Here is an 18,837-nt window from a genome sequence, read left to right as displayed (position 1 = left end):
CTTTACTGCTGCTGGCGGCGGCGCGTTACCAGGCCCATCAGGCCGAGGCCGCCCAGCAGCATGGCATAGCTGGCCGGCTCCGGCACCGCCGAGGGGATGTAGCCCTTGAACGGCTCATAGCCGATTTCCACCGTGCCGTTCATCGCGTTGGCGATGATATTGCCTTCCAGGTGACCCGCGCCGCGCAGCTCGGCATAATTGGCCAGCACGGTGCCATACACAAAGGTGTTGATGTTGACCACGTTGGCGTCGATCAGGTTGTAGATCACATGGGCGCGCAGCGCGGCCAGTTGACCATCCTGGCCGCCGGTAAAGCTGACTTCACTGCCGGTCACATTGATGACGACCGTGGAACCGGCCTTGATATCGCTCAGCACCAGATTCTTCACCGCGCCGCCACTCAGGTTGAATACCTGCAGATCGGAGGTCAGATCGCCCTTGAGGTAAGTGCCGCTGCCGTCGACCGTCACACTGCCATTGCCGGCGGTGCTGCCGAGGGTGCTGGACAGTGCGGTCAACCCGCTGCGCGCCGCATTGAAGTCCACCACGCGGCTGACATTGCTGCTTTTATTCAGCGTCAGATAGCTCACCGAGCTGTTGCTGCCGCCGTAGATACCAAAACCATTCCAGTTCTTCGTATATTCCGTGACCGGGCCGATGCTGGCATTGGTATCGATGCCCGCGCCGGGCGATGCGTAAATGGTGCCGCCGCCCAGCGCCACATTGCCGCCCACGACCAGCGAAGGCAGGCTGGTCGACACCTGCGTGCGGTAGCCGAACGAGAAGCCCGACGTCGCCAGATCGCCACCTACGGCCAGACGCCCTTCAACGTCGGTCACCTTGCTGACATTCCCGTAGAAAAACCCGCTATAGCCCGACGCCACGCCGAGATCGAAACCCGGCACAGCGGCCTGAACAGCGCCGACAGCGCCGATGCCCAGACTTGCCGCGAGCAGGCGGCCAATCAAAGTAGTTTTTTTCATGGTATTGAAGTGGTATGGTTTTCAGAGCAGCGAAGTATATAACATGCGCAACAACCATACTCATTTTTGCAATTAATTTTTTGCAAAAACAAATACAAAAATTTCCTATTGGAATTAAACGTGTGGGGATTGGGAGAAGAAGGAGATGGAGCGGGTGAAGGGAATCGAACCCTCGTATGAAGCTTGGGAAGCTGCCGTTCTACCATTGAACTACACCCGCGTGCCACGCATTCTACGCGGCTTCACACATCATTGACAATCGCCCTATCGAAAACTGGCGACAGACTCATTGGTGTGCTGACGAATGACCCCCATGATCCGTGCGTCTTTCTCATACTGCAAACGCAATTTCTGGAGCTGTTTTTGCGCGCGCCGACAGTACTTCACAACAGAGTGTTCGATCTCCTTCTGCCGCGTCTCGCTCAAGTTACTATCGAACTCACCCGCAAAGTGTTCACATGCCTCAGCATTGCGAATGAATGCCTGTACGTCGTGCGGAATTGTTTCCTCAGCCTGGGCCATGCCGCCGAGTGCGAAGACGGCAGTTAAAACCGTTAAAACCGTTTTCATAACGTCTCCTTAAAGTCCGCTATTAGACCAATGCGGCACATCCCTGCCGCTGCCCCTGTACTTCCTCACTCCGTAAGTCGCGCCGACTTCAATGAGCTGCCGATTCATTCCAGTGCGCGGCCCGGACTTTATTTGCACCACCTTGCCCATCGCATCTGTCAAAGACACCGCTCCTCGCCACGAAATCGACATATCCACTGCCAACCCTAAGTTATGCAGGGACCGCAATGCAGGCTTTGTGCGCAACCGGCTGATAGATAAGGCGCGCACCATTTCCTTGGCAGCGCTCACCGAAGCCGAAACGGTCGGGTGCTCCCACTCGATATCGATTCCGCTTACTGCCGGAACTTTCGCCGGATCGACGCCATCATTAACGATGCGCCAGCTCCAGTGCATCAGGTAGGAACGTTTGATCGGTCTATAAGTCGCAGCGATACTAAGCGCCGCGCCCAATGAGCGCCACTAAGCTCTTTGATGCGTGCAGGCGATGGTCCATTTGTAGTCATCTCAAACCTCTCTGATGAAATGAAGAGGTTCGACGATAAAGCCGATCCCTGCCAGGGTTATTGATCTAAGCTGAAGATCAGTGATCGTCAGGATCTGACCACAGCGCCATGTAGAGCTCCGAACGGTTCAGGAGGTTCTTGTCCATTTCGGGCAGGCGGTCCCTCGGCGGCTGCAGCGGATGCTGGTTGAAACCGCTGTAACCCAGGCCCATGCGGCCGCCCGGCACCGCGTAGCCGGTGAACTCCATGATGGACGGCAGCAGGTCGAAGTGCAGCAGCTCCGGGCGGTTCGGCGCCGGCGCGTCTTGTGAGATGAAGCGGTTGAAGATGGTGCGCTCGCGCAGCTGCGACAGCTTTGGCGTCAGCGGATTTTTGCGCGAAAGATGGTCGCCCAGGATCACCACGTTGGTGTCCTCCAGATAGCCGTTGTCCTTCGCATACTGCACGAAGTCCGCCACCTCGGCCGCCGTGCACGACACCACGCCTTCAAAGCCGGCAAAACCGCGCCGCTCGCAGTCGGCCGACAAGTGTCCCTCCGGTTCGTGGGTGTCCACCGTCAGCAGGGTCAGGTTGAATTTCTGGCCGGCGGCCTTCAGCGCACGCAGTTTGGTTTTGGCGCGGCTGAACAGGTCGGCGTCGTACAGGCCCCAGCCGTTCATGTCGCTGCTGGCCACGCCGCTCTTGAGCCACTCTTCGCGCCCATACACTTCGTGATAGTGGTGCTGGCTGAGGAACTTGTCCTTGCCGGCAAAGTTGGTCGAGGCGCCGCCCATGAAGACGTTGCGATAGCCGCGTTGCGCCAGCAGGTCGGTCAGGCATACGGCATTCTTGAGGAAGGAATTCATCACCTGCCCCTGCGTGTTGCCGTCGAAGATAGTCATGCGCTCCAGCGGCACGCCGCACTGGGTCGCCACCATGGCAGCGATGGTCCAGCCGGTGCCCGGCACCTGCTGGTACGCATCGAAACTGGTGCCCGGCAGCGCGGTGAGCGGCGCCAGCAGGTCGCGGCCGAAAGTGGTGCGCGAGGTGTAGCTCTGCTCCAGGCTCTCGACATAAATCAGGATCAGGTTTTTCGGTTTCTGCGCTAGCACAGAAACCGACGCTGGTCGAATGTAATTGGCGCCGAAATAATCCGGTCCGAAATCTGCTGTTACATACTTAAAGGCCGACACATCACACATCCAGAAGGTGGTCGCGCCGAACACCAGCAGTTGCGGGAACCAGCGGTGGATGCGGTAGAACAGCACGTGACAGCACTGCGGCGCGCGCGCGATCACGCTGCGCATCCGGGCTTCGACGTAGAACAGCAGCGCCAGCAACACCAGCGGCGCCAGCACGCACCAGCGCACGAAGCGCCAGATCAGCGCCGGGTCGACAGTGTCCATCAGCTCCACGCCAAAGTTCATGTGATACACAATCTGGTCCAGCTCCGGCTGGCCAAAGGACTTATGTATCCAGTAGCTGAAGCAGAACAGGAAGATGGCCAGCAGGTAAAGGCTGCTGCGCAGCAGACGCGATCGGAGAGGTGTTTTCATTCCGCCATCTTCGCTATGCAACTTGTCTGCAAAGTTGCGCTGTGCCGCCGTTTTGTATCGTAGTGTTGTGCGGCGCTTACATGGATTTACTTCGCAAGCGCATTTAACTGATGCACAATGTCCGGGCCTCTTTGACGACAAGGACATCCCATGAAAGCAGTTTTAGGTTTGAGCGTGGCGCTGGCATTTGCCGCGCCGCTGGCCGGCGCCGAAACGGCGCCCGCCGATCCCATCTCCGTACTGGTCAAACAGCTGGAACTGGAGAAGTACAAGGCCACCATCAAGGGCCTGACCAAATTTGGCGACCGCCGCCAGGGCACCGAGCGCAATCGTCAGGCGCTGGACTGGATCGAGGCGCAACTCAAGTCCTACGGCTGCAGCAACACCGAACGTTTGCAATATCAATTTACACAGCCGGCGCCGGGCGAACCCGCGCCCAAGCGCGCGCCGGGCATTCCGAGCGGCGGCGCCGGCGGTCCGCCGGGCCAGGGCGGCAGCACGCTGTTCGGCAACCGCATTCCGACCGGCGTGAACACCGATCCGATGCGCCAGCCCGACGAACGCCTGCGCGCGCTGAACGCCGAGCAGACGCCGGTCGGCACCTCGCTGCGCGAGAACGTCTACTGCACCAAGGTCGGCACCACCCATCCGGAAGAGATGTATATCGTCAGCGCCCACATGGACGGCATCGGCTTTGGCGAAGCGGCCAATGACGACGGTTCGGGCACGGCGCTGGTGATGGAGCTGGCACGCATCTTCAGCATGCCGGGCGTGGAGACCGATCGTTCGATCCGCTTCATCCTGTGGAATAACGAGGAGACGGGCCTGAACGGCGCCGCCGCCTACGTCGAGCAGCGCAAGGGCTTGCAGGGCATCGAGTCGCCCAAAGGCTCGGGCAAATATCCGGAGCCGAAATGGCTGGGCATGATCCAGCACGACATGATGATGTACGACCATGGCATGCCGGTGCCGAAAGTCGGCGCCGATGGCAAGGTCACTTATGTATCGCCGCCGGAGCAGCGGCTGGAGGCGGACGTCAATATTGAGTATCAGTCGGTGTCAAAGCAGGCCGAGGGGTCGGCCAGGCTGGCGTGGGCCTTCCGCGCCGCCAACGATAAATATGCGACCAATTATCCGGCCGCTGTCGGCTTCCACATGACCAACACGGATTCGACGCCGTTCATGGATCTGGTGCCGTCGATCTCGCTGCGCGAGAACGAGCGCGGCCAGCAAATCGGCGCCGGCTGGAACCCGAACTGGCACCAGCCGACCGACAACTACGACAACTACTCGGACAAGGACTTCCTGCTAGGCCTGAACGCGGCCCAGACCACGCTGGCCGGGGTGGCGCAGCTGGCCGGGGCGCGCATCAGGAAGTAAGCGCTTCGAGCACGATGTCGTGCAGCCGCTGGGCCGGCGGATTGAGTTCCGCTTCGGCGCGGTGCAGCAACAGGCCGACGTCCGGCAGCGGCGGCAGGCGCGGGTCGTCCAGCACGCGCAGTGACGGCGACACGCCCATCCCGGTGCGCACGGTCAGGCCCAGTCCCGCCGCCGCTGCGGCCCACACGCCGGACAGGCCGGGACTGGTGAAGGCGATGCGCCACGGGATGCCGGCGTTATCAAGCGCGCGCGTGGCGGCGCTGCGCATGATGCAGGGTGCGTCCATCATCACCAGCGGCAGCGCTTCGCGTTCGGGCAGGATGAGCCGCGTGTCGTCGGCGGCGCCAATCCAGCGCATCGGCAGCACGCCAACCTTGACCGCATGCACCGCCGGCGTGCCGCCATCCCAGGCCAGGGCCAAATCCAGTTTGCCGCCACCCAGCAATTCCATCAGTTCCGAGTTGCGCGCCACGCGCGCTTCAATGCGCACCTGCGGGTGCACCCGCGTGAAGCGGCCCAGCACCTCGGTCAGCATTTGTTCGCCAAAGTCCTGCTGGATGCCGAGCCGCACACTGCCCGCCAGTTCGGCGCCGCGCACGGCGGTGGCGGCTTCGTCGTTCAGTTCCAGCAGGCGGCGTGCATAGCCCAGCAGCGATTCACCGGCTGGCGTGGTGGCCATGCCGCGGCCTTCCTTGCGCAGTACCGGCATGCCAAGCTGGTCTTCCAGTTTTTTCAGTTGCGCGCTGACGGCGGAGGTGGAGCGTCCCAGTCGGTCCGCCGCCTTGGCGAAGCTGCCCATGTCAACGCCAGTGACGAAGGTGCGCAACACATCAAGGTCGAAGGTAATTCGTCGCATAACCATCCCGATTTATCGAACTGTTTATCAAAATATTCCTGATTTTCAGGATTAAATTATGCCTGTATCGTGCAGTTGTCAACCACTCTGGAGCAGGAACATGGCATCCACTGCAGGACAGGAATCGATGGGCAGCATGGCGCCCAAGCTGGCCGAGCTGACGGACCGCATACTATTCGACGATATCTGGCAGCGTGCGGTGTTGTCGCCACGCGAACGCAGTCTGGTGACGGTGGCGGCGCTGGTGGCCCTGTATCGGCTGGAGCAGTTGCCATTTCATCTGCACCGCGCGCGTGACAATGGCGTGTCGCGCGAGGAGCTGGCTGAGTTGATGACGCATCTGGCGTTCTATTCCGGCTGGCCGACGGCGGCATCCGCCATCAACGTGCTGAAACAATTGGAGGAATCATCATGCCTATGAGCCGTATTTCTTTGTTGAAGGGGAAGTCGCCTGAGTACATCCGCGCGCTGGGCGATAGTTTGCAACGGGCGATGGAGGAGTCGTTCAATGTGCCGAAGAACGACCGCTTCCAGCTGGTACATCAGCATGAGCCTTACGAGATGATGTTTGACCGGTCTTACGAAGGTGGCCCGCGTTCGGATGATTTTGTGCTGATTACGATCACCATCGGCAAGCCGCGCAGCACAGAAATGAAGCAGGCGTTTTATCGCCGGCTGGTGGAGCTGCTGGCGGAGTCGCCGGGCTTGCGGCCGGAGGATGTGATGGTGGTGGTGTCGTCATCGCAAGGGGATGACTGGTCGTTTGGTGGCGGGCGGCCGGCCGCGTCCTTGTTGGGAGTGCGGCCATGATTGCGATGCAGTACAGCTTTGTGCTGCCGGCGGATTACGATATGGCGGTGATCCGCGAGCGCATTGCCACCAAGGGGCCGCTGCTGGATAGTTTGCCGGGATTGGTCTTCAAGGCGTATTTGTATGCGGATGGGACGGAGCATGCGTATGCGCCGTTCTACCTGTGGCGCGATGAGGAGGCCATGCATGGCTTTCTGAATGGGCCGGCCTTTGCGGGCGTGGCGCGGGCGTTTGGCTGGCCGTCGGTGAAGACCTGGACGCCGTGGCATGCCAGCGTTGGCGCGGAGGTGCGCGAGGCGCGGTTTGCGACGCGCAGTGGCGCGGTGATTGCGCCGTATAGCGCGTTGTCGGAACTGCGTCTGCAGGAAGAGGCGTTTGCGCAGCAGGCGTTGGCGCAGGGCGCGCTGGCGGTGGTAGTCGGCTTCGAGCCGGTGACGTGGACGATCACGCGCCTTTGCCTGTGGCGCGATGCGCCGCCGGCGGATGCGGGACAGCGCTACTCGGTGGGTCACGTGTCGGCGCCTGCCAGCGCTCCGGTGGCAGGCAGGTAGCGCGACGCAACGGCGGATCGTAGACCGGAAGCGGCGGCGGGCGGCGGCAAGCAGCAGGGCGGCCGGAGGTGCGCGTAGGCGGCGAGCGGGGCGCGTGGGCGGTGAGCGGTCCGCGCGGGGCGGCGGGCGGTGGGCGGCAGTGGGCAGTGGGCGGCTGGCGGCTGGCGGCTGGCGGCTGGCGGCTGGCGGCTGGCGGCTGGCGGCTGGCGGGGCTAGCGTAGCAGGAGCAGCGCTTGTTGTGGGAGAGCGTTGGCCTGGGCCACAATGGAGGCGCCGGCTTCGCGCAGGATGCGGGTGCGCGTCAGTTGCGCTGCCTCGTCGGCGTAATCGGCGTCCAGTATTCGCGAGCGCGCTGCCGACAGATTGTCCGCCGTGTTGCCGGCATTGCTGGCCGCCGCCGTCAACCGGTTGCTAGCCGCGCCCAACTGCGCGCGGATATCGTTCACCTCATTCAGCTTGCCATCGATGTAATCCAGCGCCGCACTAGCGCCGCTAAAGGTCGACAAATCCATCGGCGGCTCCCCCGCCGTGTAGGTCGAACGCGGCTGATAATCCGGTGCACCCAGCCGCACCGACGTAATTGAGCCCGCACTCATCCCCGCCTGCGCCGGATTGTTCCCGCTGATCTTCATGACGTGCGCACCGGAGCGTGGCGCCTCGTTAATCGTCACCGTTCCCTTGTGCGCGCCCCCGCTCAGGCCCAGAGAGCCCAGCGCCCCGGCCACCGCTTCCGACAACACGATATCGCGGCCATCGATGGAAGTCAGGGTCAGCGTGCCGCCGCTGGCGCTGGCCGTGACGCCGCTGGTGCCGGAAGTCGCGCTGATCGCGCCGGCCGCGTTGGCCGCGCGTGCCGCCGCCGTGCCGCCGCCGATCGCCCCCACGTTCACGCCATTGACCGAAAACGACGCCGCGCCCAGCACAGCGCCAGCGTTGACGGCACCGTCGAAGCTATTGGCTGCCGTGGCCGAAATGTTGAGGATATTCGAGGCGTTGATCGCCGCCGCCACCGCGTACGCACTGTCCGCAGTCTGCCCCGCCTGCGCACCGGCGACAGACGCCCCTACCGCGCCGTTGTTGATCACCAGGTCGGCAAACTGAATGGCGCCCAACACCGGCGTGCCGACAGCTGTTGACTGCTGCGGCGCCACGTCCACCATGCCAGTCGAGTAGCCCTCCACGACGATCGCACGCGGAATCGCCAGTTGCATGACCTGCCCGGCCTGCGCCCCCACCTGCAACTGCTGCGAGAACGAACCATCCAGCAAGCGCTGATTGTTGAAGCGTGCACCATCGACGATATTCACATTGGCCGCCACCAGGGCATTGACTTCCTGCTGTATGGCCGCGCGGTCAATCTTGCTGTTCGTGTCATTCGCCGCCTGCACCGCCAGTTCGCGCATGCGCTGGTAATTGGCGTTCAACTGGCCGGCCGCGCCGTCGGCCAACTGCAGTAGCGAAATGCCATCATTGATATTTTGATTGGCGCGCCGCAGCCCATTCACCTGCGCCGTCATGCGCGAACTGATGGCCTGCCCGGCCGCGTCGTCACGCGCGGAATTGATCCGCTGGCCGCTCGACATGCGCTGCAGATGCACGGCCATATCCTCGCCCGAGCGCGTAAGGCTGCGCTGGGCGTTCAGGGAGGCGATGTTGGTGTTGATCTGCATGGGCGGCCGTCATCCCGAGCGCGGAACTGCGCTCGTCGTCTAAATAACGGCCATCCCGACGAGAAACTTGAACTCAGCCCGGCAGCACTTCCATGCGCTCGCGCGCCTGCGCCAGCTGTTGCGGGTCCATGCGGCTGGCCGCATTCGGCAGGTAGCGGGCGGCGGCACTGTAGCCGGCGCGCTGCGCCATGGTCAGCCACATCCACGCCTGTGCGGCGTCGGCACGCACGCCCTGCCCGGCCAGGAACATCAGGCCAAGATTGAACTGGGCCCGCGTGTGGCCCTGCGAAGCGGCCTGCAGATACCAGTGATGCGCCTGGGCGTAATCCTGCGGCACACCCAGGCCATTGTCATAGCGTAGGCCCAGCGCAAACTGCGCTTGGGTATGGCCCTGCTCCGCCGCCTTGCCATACCAGTGGTGGGCCTGAATGCAATCGGGCTGCGGACCTTCGTCGTTGTCGTACAGGAGGCCAAGGCTGTACTGGGCCGCCACATAATCCTGCTCCGCAGCGCGGCGATACCAGCCCATGGCCTTGCGATAGTCCTGCGGCACGCCGCGTCCCGTTTCATAGCGCAGCCCCAGGTCGAACTGGGCGCGCAAATGCCCCTGGTCTGCCGCCTTGCGATACCAGAAAATGGCTTCCTGATGATCCATCACCACACCCTGGCCGGCATCGTACAACAGGCCCAGATGGTACTGCGCGCCAGGGAAGCCCTGCTCCGCCGCCTTGCGATACCAGAACTGGGCCTGCTCGTAATCCTGCTCCACGCCCTGGCCGTGGTGGTAGCGCAGGCCGAGATTATTCTGCGCCGCCGCGTGGCCCTGCTCGGCCGCCTTGCGATACCAGTCCAGCGCCTTCTGCTCGTCACGCGGCACGCCCTGGCCGTTATCGTAGATCAGGCCCAGATTGAATTGCGAGCTCGCGTGGTCCTGCTCCGCCGCGCGCCGATACCACAGAATCGCCTTCTGCGAATCCTGTGCGATGCCGTCGCCCTTGTCGAAGCGCAGCGCCAGGTTGAACTGCGCCGGCGCATAGCCCTGATCGGCGGCCTTGCGATACCACGACATGGCCTGGCCCACATCCTGCGGCACGCCCTGCCCGTTGTCGTAGCGCAGACCGAGATTGAACTGCGCGCGCGCATAGCCCTGCTCCGCCGCCTTGCGATACCAGAAGATGGCCTGCTTGAAGTCCTGCGGCACGCCCTTGCCGGTGTCGTACATCATGCCGAGATTATTCTGCGCGCCGGCGTCGCCCTGTTCGGCGGCTTTGCTGAACCAGTGCATGGCCTGCTGCGTATCGTTCGGCACGCCCTGGCCCTTGGCATAAAGCCAGCCCAGGTTGTACTGCGCGGCAGCGTAGCCCTGCTCGGCCGCCAGCCGATACCAGGCCGCTGCCTCTTCGAAATTCTGCTCGACGCCCTGGCCCTTCTGATACATCACGCCCAGGTTGTACTGCGCATGTTCGAGGCCGGCCTGCGCGGCCTGGCGATACCACACCACCGCCAGTTCATAGCTCTGCGCCACGCCCTGCCCGTTGAAATACATGAAGCCCAGGCTATGCTGGGCATTCGCTACACCACGTTCTGCCAGTCCCTTGACGCGCAGGAATTCAGCTGTGTACGTACTGCCGTTGCTCGCGTCGGCTTCGTTGGGACTGTATTTCGTCATGCTTTCTTATCAGGCCTGGATCGCAATCATCGCCGGTTGTTCGTCAACGGTGCCGGGCACCGCGTGCAGCACAGCGACCGATGGCGATGACCGGCGGCTCTGCTCATGCAATACATCGATAAAGCTGGTCAGCGAAATCGGGCGATGGTACAGATAGCCCTGCATCGTGCTGCAGCCATTGGCTTCCAGATAGCGCGCCTGCACCTCGGTCTCCACGCCTTCCGCCACCAGATGCAGCCCGAGGCCGCGCGCGATCGAGATGATCGCCAGGATCACCGGGTAGTGGCCGTTCTCGTCGTGGATCTCCTTCACGAACGACTGGTCGATCTTGATGGTGTGGATCGGGAAGCGATGCAGATACGCCAGCGACGAGTAGCCGGTGCCGAAATCGTCAATCGCCACCGACACGCCCAGCTGGCACAACTTGTTCAGCTGTTCGATCGCATATTGCGGGTTGCGGATGCAGATGTTTTCGGTGATCTCGACCTCGATCTGCGCCGGCGAAATGCCGTAGCGCGTCAGCGCGCCGCGCATCTTCTCAAAGAAGTCGCCGCGGTCCAGATATTGCGGCGACAGATTCAGCGACAGGCGCAGCGCCTCGCCGCCGTTGGCATTCCATTGCAGCAGGTCGCGGCACAACGCGCCCAGCATCCAGTCGGAGATCGGCAGCATCAGGCCATTCTCTTCCGCGAACGGCAGGAACTCGCCGGCCGACAGCAGGCCGCGCTGCGGATGGTTCCAGCGCATCAGGCCTTCGGCGCCGATGATGCGGCCGGTGGCCACGTCAACTTGCGGCTGGTAGTACATTTCCAGTTCGTTGTGCTCCAGCGCCTTGCGCAGCGCCTGCTCCAGCGCGATCTTCTGGTGCGACACATCCAGCATCGAGTTGTGATAGAAGCTGTGGCCATTCTTGCCCAGCGCCTTCACCTGATACATGGCGATGTCCGCGTGGCGCAGCAGCTCGTCGATGGTCTCGCCGTCGCCTGGGTAGATAGCGATACCAATCGACGCGGAGATGTGCACCTGATGGCCATCCAGATCGAACGGGCGTTGCAGGCTTTCCAGGAACTTGTCCGCGATGGCCTTGGCGTCCTGACGGTCGCGCAGCTCCGGCAGCACGATGGTGAATTCGTCGCCGCCCTGACGCGCCAGCGTGTCGCCGCGGCGCAGGCAATCTTTCAGGCGTTGTGCGGCCTGCTGCAGCAGCTCGTCACCCTTGACGTGGCCCAGCGTGTCGTTCACCAGCTTGAAGCGGTCAAGGTCGACGAACATCACCGCCAGCTCGGTCAGCTTGCGCTTGGCCTGAATCACCGCCAGGCCAAGGCGGTCCTTGAACAGCATGCGGTTTGGCAGGTCGGTCAGGATGTCGTGATAAGCCTGATACGAGATGACTTCCTCGGCGCGCTTGCGGTCCGTGATATCGCGCGCCACACCGTAGGTGCCGAAGAACTCGCGCGTCTTCACTTCGTGATCCGGAATATGCATGCCGATCGCGTTCAGCGAAATCGTCATCAGGGTGTTGTTGAAGGTGCGCTCGATGCCGCCGCCGGCGCCGGTGCCGGGATTGCACTTCAACCGCAGCTCGACGTTGCGCGAGGCGCGTTCATCGACGCGGCGCTCGTTGAAGGCGTAGCGCGCGCGCTCCTGGTCCTCGTCATGCACCAGCACCGAGTAGTGCTTGCCGATCAGTTCTTCGCGCGTAAAGCCCAGCAGCTGCTGCACGCGGTCGTTCACGAAGGTGAACTTGCCCTCGTGGTTCAGGGTATAGATGATGTCCGGCGACGAGTCCACCAGATAGCGGTACATCTTCTCCGAGTTCTCCAGCTTGGAGGCGATGCGCTCATTGTCGATGGCCAGCCGGCGCTTCTGCAGCGCGTTCTCCACCGTCTTCAGCAGCTCCTCGCGGCTGTAAGGCTTGCGCAGGTAGTCGTAGGCGCCGCGCTTCAAGGCGCCGATGGCGGCTTCGATGCCGACGTCGCCGCTCATCACGATCACGTCGCCGTCGATCTCGCGGGCGTTGATGTAATCCATGATCTCGTGGCCGCTCATGTCGGGCAGGCGCAGATCGAGCAGGATCAGATCGAATTTCAGTCTGGTCAGCTGGGCCAGCGCTTCGCTGCCGCAGGTGGCGGTCACCAGATGATAATCCCGATCGCGCAGCAGCTCGTACAGTGACGACAGCAAGCGCGGTTCGTCATCTACCAGCAGCAGGCGGGGACGGTTATCGTTGGACAAAGGTTCGACGGGGGCGAGGTCGACAGGGTTCAGGTTCATCATGGCCTTAAACGGAATCCATCACCCGCGTTTGCACGCTGGCGATTTGGCTGGTACTGCCCTTGGCGGGCAGCAGGATTTCAAAGGTAGTACCCGTTTTGCCGGAGCGGCAGGTAATCAGGCCTTGCATTTTCTTGACCAGGCTGTGGACGATGGACAGTCCCAGCCCGTGGTGGGCACCTTCCTTGCTGCTGCGTACAGGAGAGAACAGGTTGGCCAGCACGTCGGCCGACAGACCCGGACCGGTGTCACTGACCACCAGTTCCAGATACAGCTTGCGTTCACGGTTCACGTGACCGCGATTCGAAATCTCGATCTTGCCGCCGTCGCCCAGTGCTTCAACGGCATTCTTGATCAGGTTAACCAGGATTTGCTTGAGCAGGTCGGCGTCCCCATCGATCTCGGCCGGTTCCTCCTGCATGCGCACCACAATCTGCACCGAGGCCGGCACGAAGTCGGTGGCGCGGAACAGGCGCAGCACGTCGTCCACCACCTTGGCCACGTCGGTGGTGCGTGCGGTTTCGGTCGGCTGCAGATCGGCCAGGCCGTTAATCAGCTGGCCGACGCGGTCGATCTCTTCGTTCAGGATCGACATCTCGCCCACCACCGGCTCGCGCTTGGCCAGCTTGCCGTCCAGGACCGACAGATAGTTCTTGATGATCGACAGCGGGTTGTTCACCTCATGCACCACGCGGCGCGAGGCTTCGCGGTATTCTTCCGCCACATGGGCGATCTGGCGCTTGGCGTGACCTCGTTCGCTGATCGCGGTTTCCAGCGAAGCGGCGGCCTGGGTGCCGAACGACTGCAGGAAGCGCTCGCGCTTCTGCAGGTGCGGCATCTGCCAGGCCGGCACGCCGCCGATCAGCACACCGAGGCAGCGCTGGTTGGCCACCAGCGGCAGGCACACCATGCTCTCGCTGCCAAGGATGCGGAACAGCTGTTCTTCCGCCACGTTGTGCATCTGGCCTTCACGACTGACATAAGCCAGCTTGCGCTCCAGCGCCGATTGCGCCACCGCGCCGCCCTTGTTCAGCGGGATGACGAATTCGGCCAGCCGCTGCTGGTGGTCGCCGGTGGCCATGCCGTGCAGCGCGTGGCCGGTCGGATTCTCCAGCAGCAGCACGGCGTTCTCAAAATCGAACAGGATGCGCGCCGAGCGCGTGATGGCTTCCAGCAGACCGCTCTCGCCATGCTGGCGGGCGAAGGTCTGCCCCATCTCGGACACCAGCATGATGTTGCGCACTTCTTCCGACAGGCGCTGCTGCACCGGATCGACCACCGGCGGCGCGTAGGCGGTTGGCGCCACGATGTCGTCGGCGCCGGTCAGGTCGATGCCGAGGTAGTCGGCCGACTTGGCCACCTGGCGCGCTGCGTTGTTGATGATCTGTTCCAGCTTTTCGCTATCCAGATTGCACAGGCGCGCCGATTCGGCAATCGCCTGCTGCTGGTCGTCGTGGCAGCACAGCAGGTGCGCCAGGCGCACCATGCGGATCAGCGGATGCGCCGCTTCCAGCCGCGTGATCGGTTCGTGGTGATACAGCACGCTGTCGGCCAGGAAGGAATCCAGGTTCCAGCGTTCGATCAGCCAGGCGCCGGCTTCCGAATGGGTGATTTGCAGGGTGCGTTGTTCAACCGCGCACAGGTCTTCATCGTCGCGCGCGGTGAAGTTGAAAGCGTATTCTTTCGGCGCCGTCGCCAGCAGGGCCAGGCGGCCGACATTGTGCAGCAGGCCGGCCAGATAGGCTTCCTCAACGTGCGGATACTCCATCTGCCTGGCGATGTCGCGCGCGATGACAGCTGTGGTCAGCGAGCCTTTCCAGAAACCGCGCAGGTCGGTGCTGCCCGAGTGCGGGAAGCTGTTAAAGGTCTGGAATACCGATTCGCTGATCACCAGCGTCTTGATCATGTCGGTGCCGAGCGACACCAGCGATTGTTCGAGGCCCACCGTGCGCTGGTTGCGATGATAGGCCGAGCTGTTTGCCACGGTCAGGATCTTGCTGGTCATCGCCGCGTCCTTGGCGATGAGGGCGGCGAGTTCCGGCATGCCGGCGTCGTCCGCCTGCAAGTGCTCAATCAACTTGATGAGTATCTGCGGCATGGCCGGCAGACGGGCAATCAGCAGTCGATTGCGAATATCATGGTCAGATTGTTGATGCATCGTATCAAACATTGCCGCCAGTAGACATCGAACAGGGGGCGGAATCAACGGCCAAATTCCGCAAACGTTAGGCTTTATGCGCTTCTCCGGCGTTTTTTGGGCCAGGAAACATTGCCTTAAAAAATTATATTATCATAAAGTCTGATAATAACTTAACAGCAAGTAAAATTTCTTCCTAAACTAAGTGTTTTTCCTGCCGTTAACGATTATCGGACTGGATAGCGCGATAATATGCTCCGGTAATAGCGCGACGTCAACCACAAAACGAGAGCAGAGGCACTAAACACCGTCTGTCCTGCGGCTAGCCAGAGGGCGGAGTGTGATAGGACCGGGGCAATCACCCCGGCCACTATGGCGCCCAGCAGCGTCACCGCGAACGATTGGCAGGACGCCACCGTGCCGCGGATGTGCGGGAACAGATCCAGCGCCAGCAAGGTCGCCCCCGGCGCCACCACCGACATCCCGAAGGTGTAGAACAGCATCGGCAGCACCGTCCACGGCAGCGACGGCGGCAGAAACACGTGATAAATCAGGTTGAACACGGAGGCCGCCAGCAGGAAGCAGAAGCCGATGCCGATCTGTCGCGAAAATGTCATTTTCCCGGCCATGCGGTTGGCCGCCAGCGCGCCGAGGAACACCCCGCTCACCGATGGGATGAACAGCCAGCCAAATTGCGAGGCGCCCAGCTGCAGTTGCTCGGGCAGGAACACCGGCGCCGCCGAGATATAAATAAACAGCCCGGCAAAGTTGAGCGCCACCACCCCGGTCTTGAAGTGGAACAGCGGCGAGCGCAGAATCTCGCCATAGTTACGCACCAGGAAGCGCGGGTTGAAGGGATGGCGTTTTTCCGGCGGCAGCGTCTCCGGCAGGCGGCGATAGCAGAAGATGAACAGCAGCACGCTGTATGCCAGCAGCGACAGGAAAATGGCGCGCCAGTCGGACAGCGTGACGATCCAGCCGCCCAGGATCGGCGCGATGGCCGGGGCGATGGAAAAGATCATGGTCACCAGCGACAGCAGGCGCGCGGCGGCGGCGTCTTCATACAGGTCGCGGATAATGGCGCGCCCCACCACCACGCCGGCGCCGGCCGACACGCCCTGCATGATGCGAAACACCCACAGATAGTGCACCGTGTGCGCCGAAGCGCAGCCCAGCGTGCCGATCGCGAACATGGCCAGCGAGACCAGGATGACGTTGCGGCGGCCGAAGGCGTCCGACAGCGCGCCATGCCACAGCACCATGCCGGCGAAGGCCAGCATGTAGAAGGTCAGGCTTTGCTGCACTTCCAGCGGCGTGGCGTGCAGCGTGGCCTGGATGTTGGGGAAGGCGGGAAGATAGGCGTCGATCGAGAACGGGCCGATCATCGACAGCGCGGCCAGCATGGTGGCCAGCGCGGCGGCGGTGAGCGGCTTGCGGTGCGGCGGTTCGGGCGGCGGTACGTCCTCGATGGTGTCCTGGTCGGGCAGATCGGCGGGCGGTGTCGGGAGCATGAATCGTTTTCCTTTTTTTTGTGCGTGCTTTCACCCCACCGATGCGCATGGGCTGGGGTCAGACCCAAGGTCAGGACAGGGGCTTCGCCCCGCCGGTCCTCGCGGACCGGCCCCCGCGTGGCCCTGCGGGGTCAGGCGTCTTTGGGCTTGGCCGCTTCGCGGCGGTTGAAGCCGGCCACCATGTCGAAGCGGAACAGACGGCATTCCAGCGCGCCGTTGAAGAACGGCGTCTTGCGCGATTCCTTCAACCGCAGCAGCTTCGGCACGCCCAGATCGGCCGTGAACAGATACACCGTCCAGCCGGCGAAGCGCTGCTTCAAGGTGCTGCTGAAATCCGCATAGAAGCTGTTGGCCAGTTCATCCTGCTCCAGCGAACTGTCGCCGCGCACGCCGATACGTTCGCCGTACGGAGGATTGGTCAGCAAAATGCCCGGCTGCGCGGTCGGCGCCTGCACTTGCTGCGCCTCGATCTGCTTCAGCGGCACATCGAACAGAATGCCGGCGCTGCGCAGATTGTGGCGCGCCATCGCCACCATGTCGCCCGAAATGTCGGAACCGAAAATGGTCGGCTCGGCCGGCAGCGGATTCGGCTTGATCGCGGCCTTCATCTCCTGCCATGGCTGCGGATCGAAGTCGTGGAATTTCTCGAACGCGAAACGGCGGCGCGCGCCCGGCGGCACGCCCTGCACCATCTGCGCCGCTTCGCACAGGATGGTGCCGGAACCGCACATCGGATCGAACAGCGGCATGCCCGGCTTCCAGCCCGCCACGCGCAGCAGGCCGGCGGCCAGGTTCTCGCGCAGCGGCGCGTCGCCGGTCTCGGTGCGCCAGCCGCGCTTGAACAGCGCTTCGCCCGAAGTGTCCAGGTAGACGATGAACTGGTGCGCGTCGACGAAGCCGAAGATGCGCATGTCCGGTTCCCTGGTGTCGACCGAAGGACGCTTCTTGTACTGGTCGAGGAAGCGGTCGCAGATCGCGTCCTTGATTTTCAGGGTAGTGAACTCCAGGCTTTTCAGCGGCGACTTCACCGCCGTCAGGTCGACGCGGATGGTGTGGTCATAGCCGAACCACTCTTCCCATGGCTGCGCCAGGGTCAGATCGTAGATATCGTTCTCGTTCTTGTAGCCGCCGGCGGCCATCCGCATCAGCACGCGCGAAGCAATGCGCGAATGCAGGTTGATGCGATACGAATCCTCAAGGTCGCCGGAAGCGTGCACGCCGCCCGGCACCTCGTTATGCACCTTCATGGTGGTGCTTTGTTGCGCGATCTCGCGCAGTTCTTCGGCCAACGCCGCTTCCATGCCTCGTGGGCATGGGCAAAAGAAGGATGCCATAGGTGTACCTTTTGTCCGTTAAAAATCTACTTCCGCATGGCGCGTTCCAGGAAGTCCAGTCTGTCCTGGCCCCAGAAGCTTTCGCCATCCAGCACATACCACGGCGATCCGAATACGCTGGCCGCATTCGCATCATCCGTATTACTTTCATACTCGGCCAGCACGCTGGCCGTTTGCGCCACGGCCAGCAAGGCCGCGGCGTCCATCCCCGCCATAGTCGCGACCTGCGCCAGCGTCGCCTGGTCGGCGATGTTCTTGTCCTCGGCCCACAGGGCGCGCATGATGGCGCCGGCCAGCGCGAGCGCCGCTTCCGTACCGTGCGCCTGGCGCGCCGCCACGATCATCTTGTTCGCCAGGTCGGGCGCCACCGGGAAAAATGGCGGCTGTGGCTTGAGCGGAATGCCAAGATATTCCGACCAGCGCGCCAGTTCCACCAGCCGGTAGGCCTGACGCTGCGGCGCGCGCTTTGCCAGCGGCAGGCCGCCCGATACGCCAAATACTTTTCCCAGGTCGCAGGGCTTCACCTCAATCGCTACGCCGTGCTTGTGCGCCATCGCGATCAAACGCTCGTGACCAAGGTATGCCCAAGGCGAATGCGCGGCGAAAAAGTACTGGCAAGTTTTGCTCATGATATTCAGAACGGCTTCACTACCACCAGAATCAGGATTGCCAGCATGGCGAACACCGGCAACTCGTTAAATACGCGGAACCACTTGTGGCTGCGTTTGTTTTCACCGCGTTCAAACTTTTTCAGGATACCGCCGCACATATGGTGATAGCCGATCACCAGCACCACCAGCGTCAGCTTGGCGTGCAGCCAGCCCGGCATATGCACGCCGTACTGCATGTACACCAGAATTGCGCCAAACAGCACCGCAAACACCGACAGCCACATGGAAAAACGATACAGCTTGCGCGCCATCAGCAGCAGGCGCGCGGTGGTGTTCCTGTCGGTCTCCATCGCCAGGTTGACGAAGATGCGCGGCAAGTAGAACACGCCGGCCATCCAGGCAATTACAAAAAAAATGTGCAGTGCTTTAATCCAGAGCAT

At 62.4% G+C, this 18,837-nt stretch carries 17 protein-coding genes and 1 tRNA gene; 4 read left to right on the top strand and 14 right to left on the bottom strand.

Going from position 1 to position 18,837, the window contains the following annotated elements; all coding sequences use genetic code 11:
• Positions 1-2 precede the first annotated feature (2 nt).
• The 5 genes from ABDW57_RS00665 to ABDW57_RS00645 form a co-directional block, all read right to left on the bottom strand.
• On the bottom strand, positions 3-983 hold the full coding sequence (locus ABDW57_RS00665) for a choice-of-anchor A family protein (protein ID WP_343728277.1): 981 nt from the start codon (positions 981-983) through the stop codon (positions 3-5).
• Between the two features lie 146 nt (positions 984-1,129).
• Positions 1,130-1,203 (bottom strand) — tRNA-Gly (locus tag ABDW57_RS00660).
• A gap of 44 nt (positions 1,204-1,247) precedes the next feature.
• Positions 1,248-1,553, bottom strand: coding sequence for a hypothetical protein (locus ABDW57_RS00655; RefSeq protein WP_343728276.1), 306 nt, complete (start codon positions 1,551-1,553; stop codon positions 1,248-1,250).
• A 9-nt stretch (positions 1,554-1,562) separates the two neighbouring features.
• Positions 1,563-2,006: a hypothetical protein gene (locus tag ABDW57_RS00650; protein WP_343728275.1), complete on the bottom strand. Its 444-nt coding sequence runs from the start codon at positions 2,004-2,006 to the stop codon at positions 1,563-1,565.
• A gap of 130 nt (positions 2,007-2,136) precedes the next feature.
• Positions 2,137-3,594, bottom strand: coding sequence for a sulfatase-like hydrolase/transferase (locus ABDW57_RS00645; RefSeq protein ID WP_343728274.1), 1,458 nt, complete (start codon positions 3,592-3,594; stop codon positions 2,137-2,139).
• Between the two features lie 150 nt (positions 3,595-3,744).
• On the opposite strand from ABDW57_RS00645, the gene ABDW57_RS00640 reads away from it, so the two are divergent.
• A complete protein-coding gene (locus ABDW57_RS00640) occupies positions 3,745-4,974 on the top strand; it encodes a M28 family peptidase (protein ID WP_343728273.1) in 1,230 nt (409 codons plus the stop codon).
• Here the strand turns inward: ABDW57_RS00640 and ABDW57_RS00635 are convergent.
• Complete coding sequence (locus ABDW57_RS00635) at positions 4,964-5,830, bottom strand: LysR substrate-binding domain-containing protein (RefSeq protein WP_343728272.1); 867 nt, start codon at positions 5,828-5,830, stop codon at positions 4,964-4,966. The two genes, ABDW57_RS00640 and ABDW57_RS00635, sit on opposite strands and share 11 nt — an antisense overlap.
• Before the next feature lie 100 nt (positions 5,831-5,930).
• Here ABDW57_RS00635 and ABDW57_RS00630 point away from each other — a divergent pair, with 100 nt between their 5' ends.
• The 3 genes from ABDW57_RS00630 to ABDW57_RS00620 are packed head-to-tail and all read left to right on the top strand — an operon-like array spanning position 5,931 to position 7,191.
• A complete protein-coding gene (locus ABDW57_RS00630; protein WP_343728271.1) occupies positions 5,931-6,251 on the top strand; it encodes a carboxymuconolactone decarboxylase family protein in 321 nt (106 codons plus the stop codon).
• Positions 6,242-6,640, top strand: a complete 399-nt coding sequence (locus ABDW57_RS00625) for a tautomerase family protein (RefSeq protein ID WP_343728270.1) — start codon at positions 6,242-6,244, stop codon at positions 6,638-6,640. The genes ABDW57_RS00630 and ABDW57_RS00625 overlap by 10 nt, the downstream gene beginning before the upstream one ends.
• On the top strand, positions 6,637-7,191 hold the full coding sequence (locus ABDW57_RS00620; RefSeq protein ID WP_343728269.1) for a DUF4865 family protein: 555 nt from the start codon (positions 6,637-6,639) through the stop codon (positions 7,189-7,191). Before ABDW57_RS00625 ends, ABDW57_RS00620 begins: the two co-directional genes overlap by 4 nt.
• A gap of 212 nt (positions 7,192-7,403) precedes the next feature.
• Here ABDW57_RS00620 and ABDW57_RS00615 read toward each other — a convergent pair whose 3' ends face one another.
• The 8 genes from ABDW57_RS00615 to ABDW57_RS00580 all read right to left on the bottom strand — a co-directional run bounded on the left by ABDW57_RS00615 (position 7,404) and on the right by ABDW57_RS00580 (position 18,837).
• On the bottom strand, positions 7,404-8,861 hold the full coding sequence (locus ABDW57_RS00615; RefSeq protein ID WP_343728268.1) for a flagellin: 1,458 nt from the start codon (positions 8,859-8,861) through the stop codon (positions 7,404-7,406).
• 73 nt (positions 8,862-8,934) lie between these two features.
• Positions 8,935-10,530, bottom strand: coding sequence for an SEL1-like repeat protein (locus ABDW57_RS00610; protein WP_343728267.1), 1,596 nt, complete (start codon positions 10,528-10,530; stop codon positions 8,935-8,937).
• Positions 10,531-10,539: 9 nt separating this feature from the next.
• The gene (locus ABDW57_RS00605; protein ID WP_343729096.1) at positions 10,540-12,804 is read right to left on the bottom strand and encodes an EAL domain-containing protein; all 2,265 of its coding nucleotides are present in this window, start codon (positions 12,802-12,804) and stop codon (positions 10,540-10,542) included.
• 7 nt (positions 12,805-12,811) lie between these two features.
• Positions 12,812-14,962 (bottom strand): HDOD domain-containing protein, encoded by a 2,151-nt coding sequence (locus tag ABDW57_RS00600; protein ID WP_343728266.1) that lies wholly within the window; start codon positions 14,960-14,962, stop codon positions 12,812-12,814.
• A gap of 206 nt (positions 14,963-15,168) precedes the next feature.
• Complete coding sequence (locus ABDW57_RS00595; RefSeq protein WP_343728265.1) at positions 15,169-16,452, bottom strand: multidrug effflux MFS transporter; 1,284 nt, start codon at positions 16,450-16,452, stop codon at positions 15,169-15,171.
• 131 nt (positions 16,453-16,583) lie between these two features.
• Positions 16,584-17,753: a class I SAM-dependent RNA methyltransferase gene (locus ABDW57_RS00590; protein WP_343728264.1), complete on the bottom strand. Its 1,170-nt coding sequence runs from the start codon at positions 17,751-17,753 to the stop codon at positions 16,584-16,586.
• Between the two features lie 59 nt (positions 17,754-17,812).
• Positions 17,813-18,415 (bottom strand): 2-hydroxychromene-2-carboxylate isomerase, encoded by a 603-nt coding sequence (locus tag ABDW57_RS00585; protein ID WP_343728263.1) that lies wholly within the window; start codon positions 18,413-18,415, stop codon positions 17,813-17,815.
• A gap of 5 nt (positions 18,416-18,420) precedes the next feature.
• Positions 18,421-18,837 carry a CopD family protein gene (locus tag ABDW57_RS00580; RefSeq protein WP_343728262.1) on the bottom strand — a complete coding sequence of 139 codons (417 nt, stop codon included), beginning with the start codon at positions 18,835-18,837 and terminating at the stop codon, positions 18,421-18,423.

The sequence above is a fragment of the Duganella sp. genome (genome assembly GCF_039595735.1).
In the GTDB taxonomy this organism is placed as follows: domain Bacteria; phylum Pseudomonadota; class Gammaproteobacteria; order Burkholderiales; family Burkholderiaceae_D; genus Rugamonas.
The sequence above is the reverse complement of the archived record's forward strand: the minus strand, read 5'-3'. Positions and strand labels throughout refer to the sequence as shown.

Excerpts from the sequence above, each read along its gene's own strand:
- ABDW57_RS00665 (WP_343728277.1), bottom strand. The coding sequence starts at position 983 with ATGAAAAAAACTACTTTGATTGGCCGCCTGCTCGCGGCAAGTCTGGGC.
- ABDW57_RS00655 (WP_343728276.1), bottom strand. The coding sequence starts at position 1,553 with ATGAAAACGGTTTTAACGGTTTTAACTGCCGTCTTCGCACTCGGCGGC.
- ABDW57_RS00645 (WP_343728274.1), bottom strand. The coding sequence starts at position 3,594 with ATGAAAACACCTCTCCGATCGCGTCTGCTGCGCAGCAGCCTTTACCTG.
- ABDW57_RS00640 (WP_343728273.1), top strand. The coding sequence starts at position 3,745 with ATGAAAGCAGTTTTAGGTTTGAGCGTGGCGCTGGCATTTGCCGCGCCG.
- ABDW57_RS00635 (WP_343728272.1), bottom strand. The coding sequence starts at position 5,830 with ATGCGACGAATTACCTTCGACCTTGATGTGTTGCGCACCTTCGTCACT.
- ABDW57_RS00630 (WP_343728271.1), top strand. The coding sequence starts at position 5,931 with ATGGCATCCACTGCAGGACAGGAATCGATGGGCAGCATGGCGCCCAAG.
- ABDW57_RS00625 (WP_343728270.1), top strand. The coding sequence starts at position 6,242 with ATGCCTATGAGCCGTATTTCTTTGTTGAAGGGGAAGTCGCCTGAGTAC.
- ABDW57_RS00620 (WP_343728269.1), top strand. The coding sequence starts at position 6,637 with ATGATTGCGATGCAGTACAGCTTTGTGCTGCCGGCGGATTACGATATG.
- ABDW57_RS00615 (WP_343728268.1), bottom strand. The coding sequence starts at position 8,861 with ATGCAGATCAACACCAACATCGCCTCCCTGAACGCCCAGCGCAGCCTT.
- ABDW57_RS00610 (WP_343728267.1), bottom strand. The coding sequence starts at position 10,530 with ATGACGAAATACAGTCCCAACGAAGCCGACGCGAGCAACGGCAGTACG.
- ABDW57_RS00605 (WP_343729096.1), bottom strand. The coding sequence starts at position 12,804 with ATGAACCTGAACCCTGTCGACCTCGCCCCCGTCGAACCTTTGTCCAAC.
- ABDW57_RS00600 (WP_343728266.1), bottom strand. The coding sequence starts at position 14,962 with ATGCATCAACAATCTGACCATGATATTCGCAATCGACTGCTGATTGCC.
- ABDW57_RS00595 (WP_343728265.1), bottom strand. The coding sequence starts at position 16,452 with ATGCTCCCGACACCGCCCGCCGATCTGCCCGACCAGGACACCATCGAG.
- ABDW57_RS00590 (WP_343728264.1), bottom strand. The coding sequence starts at position 17,753 with ATGGAAGCGGCGTTGGCCGAAGAACTGCGCGAGATCGCGCAACAAAGC.
- ABDW57_RS00585 (WP_343728263.1), bottom strand. The coding sequence starts at position 18,415 with ATGAGCAAAACTTGCCAGTACTTTTTCGCCGCGCATTCGCCTTGGGCA.
- ABDW57_RS00580 (WP_343728262.1), bottom strand. The coding sequence starts at position 18,837 with ATGCTCTGGATTAAAGCACTGCACATTTTTTTTGTAATTGCCTGGATG.